The sequence below is a fragment of the Clostridium sp. genome (genome assembly GCF_051278035.1).
In the GTDB taxonomy this organism is placed as follows: Bacteria; Bacillota; Clostridia; order Clostridiales; family Clostridiaceae; genus Clostridium_AD.
In genome coordinates, this window is the sequence record NZ_JBNMNU010000228.1 from 1 (window position 1) to 5,752 (window position 5,752).

Genomic DNA, 5,752 nt, shown 5'->3' on the forward strand with positions numbered 1-5,752 from the left:
AGAACTGGGCCAGGTAATGATTTGTTTTTCAAAACTACTGAATATGCTGAAATACCTGCAGGACAATTATATGTGGATGTTTCGGTGGAGTGTACGACAGTAGGTATTATCGGTAATGGATATACTCCTGGTCAAATAAATGTACTTGTAGACCCTATCCCATTTATGCAGTCTGTAAGTAATCTTTATTCTACGCAAGGTGGCGCAGATACAGAAAACAATGAAAGTCTAAGAGAAAAGATATATCTTGCGCCTGAGTCTTTCAGTGCAGCAGGTCCAGAAGGAGCTTATGAGTTCTTTGCAAAAGAATATCTTTCAACTATTACTGATGTAAAAATAAATTCTCCTAGTCCAGGCGTTGTTGATATAAAATTTATACTTAAAAATGGAGAGATTCCAACAGAAGCAATAATCCAAGGGTTAGATGAATATTTAAGTGATAAGACTAGAAGGCCCTTAACTGACAATGTTCAAGTCAATGCTCCAACGCAAGTACAATATGATATTGACCTAACCTATTATATAAAAAAATCAGATGAATGCAATGCATCTGCAATACAAATAAAGGTAACTCAAGCTATAGAAGATTATAAATTATGGCAAAAAACAAAAATTGGAAGAGACATTGATCCTGATGAATTGAATAGTATGATAAGATCTGCAGGAGCTAAAAGAGCAACAATTATAGCTCCCATTTTTACGCCATTGGATAGTGAAGTAGCTATTGAAAACATTGTAAATATTGTATATGGAGGGATAGAAAATGATTAATTTAGCAAATAGCAAATTACTAGATATTCTCCCTCCAAATCTCAGGAATGATCCTGAGATTATAGCAGCAAGTAAGGCCGTAGATAAAGAATTTTCAAATGTTGTGAACTCTATAAAAAACGTATTCACTATTGCAGATATTAAAAATGCAAGTTCGGATATTATTGATCATATTGCTGTAGAATCTCATGCTGATTTTTATGATTTAAATTTAGAAATAGAAATCAGAAGAGCTTTAGCAGAAAAGGCTATTGAATTGCATATGAATAAAGGAACTTTGGGTGCAGTAGAAGAAGCTGCTAAGATTGTTTTTGGAAGGTCTTGGGTAGAGGAGTGGTATGAATATGGTGGCAACCCTTATATGTTTAAAATGAATTTAGAGATTAGCAATAGAGGTGCTTCTCCAGATGATTTAAAACTATTAGACCAACTTATCAATGCCTATAAAAATAAGCGTTCTTGGCTTGAAACGATAAATATATTCTTAACTACTAATGGATCTGTATTTTTTGGTGGATGTATGAACTCTGGTGAAGAAATTACAGTTTATCCATGGAGTCCTACAGAAACTATAAGTATGGGGAAAATAAATTTAAGTTCAGGACATCAATTAGTTGAAACAACTATTATATATCCAAAGGAGGCGAGCTGATGGCAGAGAATTTTTACACTATATTAACCGCAATAGGTCAAGCTAAAATAGCAAATTCCTATGCACTTGGAACAAAATTAAATTTAGCACAATTTAAAGTTGGCGATGGAGGGGGTTCTTATTACAACCCTACAGCAGACCAAATAGCATTAAAGCATCAAGTTTGGAGTGGGAATATTAGTTCTATATACGTGGATGCTGACAATCCTAACTGGATAATTATTGAGATTATAATACCATCAACAGATGGCGGATTTATGATAAGAGAGGCAGCAATCTTTGATGATGCAGGTAATATGATAGCTATAGGCAAATATCCTGAAACATATAAGCCGGTTGTTGCAGAAGGAAGTGCCAAAGACTTATATATAAAAATGATTTTAGAAGTTTCTAACACGGCATCGATAACACTTAAAATAGATCCTTCAGTGGTGCTTGCTACTAAAAAAGATATAACAACTCTTCAGACCAAAATAAATGCTAATGCTGCAGCACTTGCGTCGCAATCGGCTGATAATTCGACACAACTAGAATTAAAAGCAGATAAAATAGTAGTGGATGATACAACCTCTACAAATTACGAAATGGGTATTAATAACGGATTATTATATTATAGGGTGGTGGTTTAAATGGCAAATGAAATTTATATAGCAGATAAAGTAACATTAGATTTAGTAAAAGAAGATACTGCATCAATATTAGGAAGTGTAAGCCCTACTATAACAATTTTTGAGAGTGCTGGTCAATACGAATTTTTAGTGCCAAGTGGGGTAAGTGCAATTTATGTAACCTCGGTAGGTTCTGGAGGAGGAGGTGGTGCAGGTGGTGGTGTAACTGACATAGACAGGCATGGTGCTGGCGGAATCGGTGGGTCATTGCCTTCAATCGGAAATTATAAAAATATGATATTGGTATCCCCTGGTGAGACTATACAGATAGAAATTGGGGAAGGAGGAGTAGGTGGTGCACCTGTTGCAGGAGATGATGGGGAAGACGGTTTATCTGGAGGGGTTACAAGTTTTGGCTCTTACTTTTCAATATCTGGTGGTTCTGGTGGCAACGGTGGAAACGCTGATAGAAGTACTATTGCCACATATAGTGGAACTGGTCATATAGCTGAAATTAATAAGCCAACTGTTTTAGATAATTTTTATGTTGGGTTAGCCAGTATATCAATACCGGGAGCACCAGGTGATATGAGTAATTCATATGAAGCTCTTCCTAGTATTGGGTATGGCACCCCAGGTTCTGGTGGTGGAGGACACTATAAAACACATTATAGTACACCACTAGCAGGTGGAAAAGGGGCAGATGGTCGCAGTGGCTTAATAATTATAGAGGAGGTAGGTTAAAATATGAAAAAATTTGCACAGATTTTAGAAGGCAGGGTCCATTGGATTTTTGAACGTGAAAGTAAGCCCAATTGGGCTTCCAACATCATTTTGGTAGACATAACTGGAAAAGAAGATATAGAAGAAGGATGGGATTACAACCAAGAAACTAGAGTATTTATGACACACATTGATATTCTAATAGAAGAACCAACACCACAACCGACTAATCAAGAGATACAAAAAATGCAAATGACGATTTTGAGTGGAATAGCAGATGTTTACATGGCTACATTAGGATTTTAAGGAGGGTTATAAATGGTAGAAGTATTTTATACATTAATTAAACACGGATTAAGGACTATTGATGATGTTCCTGAAAAGTTAAAAGTAGCAGTTCAATCTTTACTCGATAATGATTAGATTTAGTTCTATTTATGCTATATTATGGTACTATTAAGTCGAAATAGTTATATAAGCTGAAGTAACGACTATAAATATAATTTTTTTAAAAAAAATAAGTTTAATTTCTATAATAATAAAATTTGAAAGAAAGGAACTGATTACAACAAAGAAAAATAATAACTTACATACCAATGGTTAATTATCCAAGTAGAGATTTACCATCAGTTACAGAAACATTAAATATAGACGATCAAAAACGCAAGCATCTAGATATAGTAGTTTTGAAGAGTACTTGCTTGAGGAGGAAATTAAAGCACAGAGGGACTGAAATAATACATGTTTATACAAAAATACGTATAATTAATGGAGGGGCTATGAATATAAAATTTAAAAAATCAAAAGGATTGTACTTAATATTAGGTGTATGCTTAGTCATTGTAATAAGCTTATTTATAACACGCTTAAACAGTGATAAATCTAATGGGTATAAAAGTATAGTTGTGAATGCTGAGCATAATGAAAGTGAAGTTATAAATTTCTTAAGAAAGAATTACTCAAGTATCGATGCTTCAGATAATAAGGACTTTTCAACTTTTAAATTGTTAGATTCAAGCTTAAAAGGCAAAGAAGTGTTTTTCACTGCTGAAAATCATGGTGTTGCAGTTAATAGTGAATTAGAAATAAAATTTCTAAAGTATTTAAAGGAAAAAGTAGGAATTAAATATTGGCTATTAGAACTATCTTATAGTGATGGAGAGATGTTAAACAAATATCTAGCTACTGGGGATGAAAGTATACTAGAAGAAATGTACAAACCACTAAAGGGAACCTTTGCTTGGAATAAACAATCCTATGCAATTTGGGGAAAAGTATATGAATTCAATAAATCCTTACCAGAGGATGAAAAGATTAAAATTATAGGTATTGATATAGAGCATCAGTATGTTAATGCCATAAGGTACATGAATTCTTTAATTCCAAGCAGAAAGGCACCCGAAGAAATAAAGGACTTAATCTCACTTGTAAGTGAAATGTATAATAATATTAATACTAAGCAAAACGCAGATATATATGTAGAACTTTCTAATAAATTGGATGAAAGCATAAAGTCTAATCCTACGTTATATAAAGAATTTTTCGGTGAAAATCTCTTTGGCTTTGAACTAGTAAATGAAAATATTATAGCTCAGGTGAAAGCTTATAAAGCTGGGGATATGTCATTTAATCAAATAAGAGATGATAAAATATATGATAATTTCAAGAAGATATATCATCATATACCAAAAGGAAAATTCTATGGCCAGTGGGGTCTTAACCATGTTTTTCAGAAAGCACAAGGCAATGTTGATTGGTTAGCTTCCCTTATGAATAATTCGGATTCCCCAGTAAAAGGAAAGGTACTATCCATTGTATATCTTTACGACAACTGTGATGTAATGACACGCGGCAATTATAGTACTGCCAAACTTACAAGCTATGGTTCTAACGATAATATATTAGAACCCTTTTCTAAAGAAGATATTACCTTATTTAAATTAACAGGTGAGCAGTCACCATTTCATCAAGAGCTTATTTGGCCATTTAATATAAATATAAGTGATGGTATTATTCCTACAGAAGGGGTAACCACAGACTACTTTCAGTATATGATTTTAATTAAAAGCGCTAAAGCTACTACACCATTAAATAAATAAACTTCTTTCTTTTGATCTTCAGTAATATCAATATATTGAAATTTCAAAAAATGCGGGGTTTTGGGCTTAGAACCTATTATAGGTAAAATATTAAATAAAAAACAACAGATTAAAGATAAAAAATAATATAGTTGTTAATTCATAATATTCTTATTAGACGTCACAAACAATAAAAGTTTGTGGCGTTTTTACTTGTGACGACTTAGGAAAATATTCTGATATAAAGATTAGAGAATCTCTAATCTTTATATTTATGCTATATTATGGTACTATTAAGTCGAAATAGTACTTTGTAGCGTAACAATAAATTCTACATATAACAATTAATTAACAAATATAAAAAGAGGTGTAATATGAAAAACACAAAAACATGTTCCAAATGTAATTCAAGGAATATTATAAAAATACCAGGTAAATTTGGAGCATTTGGTTCTGGTAACAATATTACGTGGGGAATTTCAGGTTTTAATGGAGTAAAGGTAACAAGATATCTGTGCTGTGAATGTGGGTATTCTGAAGAATGGATTGATAACAAAGAAGACATAGAGAGCCTTAAGAAAAAATTCAAATAGAATAAATCATTTCATCATTTTCTTATTTTGCGTCGCAACCGTAATAAAAGACGAAGTAGGTACTGTTAATATAATCGATAGTGTTAACTAACCTATGAAAAAACCAGATTAAAAATTCTCGGATTTAAACTGTACATTAAAAAGTGAAAATATACCTCAAAGGAATGAAACATTAGTTTTGTTATCAACAAAACTTTGGTTTTTTTCTTGGTAAGTAAAAAAGCGCAGCAAAAATACACCTTTAAAATTGTTCCTTTTTTTCAGAACACCGAAGGTGAAAGTAATTCGATTATAACAAAAGATAAATCATAAATTCAGCTGTCAACT

At 32.4% G+C, this 5,752-nt stretch carries 8 protein-coding genes; all 8 read left to right on the forward strand.

Annotation, left to right across the window (positions count from 1 at the left end):
- Window positions 1-771, forward strand: a 771-nt coding sequence (locus ACJAX4_RS21580; protein ID WP_435791502.1) for a baseplate J/gp47 family protein, incomplete at its 5' end; no start/stop codon positions are given.
- Window positions 764-1,423 (forward strand): phage tail protein I, encoded by a 660-nt coding sequence (locus ACJAX4_RS21585; protein ID WP_435791503.1) that lies wholly within the window; start codon window positions 764-766, stop codon window positions 1,421-1,423. The genes ACJAX4_RS21580 and ACJAX4_RS21585, both read left to right, overlap by 8 nt.
- Window positions 1,423-2,052, forward strand: coding sequence for a phage tail protein (locus tag ACJAX4_RS21590; RefSeq protein ID WP_435791504.1), 630 nt, complete (start codon window positions 1,423-1,425; stop codon window positions 2,050-2,052). Before ACJAX4_RS21585 ends, ACJAX4_RS21590 begins: the two co-directional genes overlap by 1 nt.
- On the forward strand, window positions 2,053-2,775 hold the full coding sequence (locus ACJAX4_RS21595; protein ID WP_435791505.1) for a hypothetical protein: 723 nt from the start codon (window positions 2,053-2,055) through the stop codon (window positions 2,773-2,775). It begins immediately after the preceding gene.
- 3 nt (window positions 2,776-2,778) lie between these two features.
- A complete protein-coding gene (locus ACJAX4_RS21600) occupies window positions 2,779-3,060 on the forward strand; it encodes a hypothetical protein (protein ID WP_435791506.1) in 282 nt (93 codons plus the stop codon).
- 12 nt (window positions 3,061-3,072) lie between these two features.
- Window positions 3,073-3,177, forward strand: a complete 105-nt coding sequence (locus ACJAX4_RS21605) for a CD1375 family protein (RefSeq protein WP_435791507.1) — start codon at window positions 3,073-3,075, stop codon at window positions 3,175-3,177.
- 356 nt (window positions 3,178-3,533) lie between these two features.
- Window positions 3,534-4,853, forward strand: coding sequence for a hypothetical protein (locus ACJAX4_RS21610; protein WP_435791508.1), 1,320 nt, complete (start codon window positions 3,534-3,536; stop codon window positions 4,851-4,853).
- A gap of 353 nt (window positions 4,854-5,206) precedes the next feature.
- Window positions 5,207-5,425 carry a hypothetical protein gene (locus tag ACJAX4_RS21615; protein ID WP_435788397.1) on the forward strand — a complete coding sequence of 73 codons (219 nt, stop codon included), beginning with the start codon at window positions 5,207-5,209 and terminating at the stop codon, window positions 5,423-5,425.
- Window positions 5,426-5,752 lie beyond the last annotated feature (327 nt).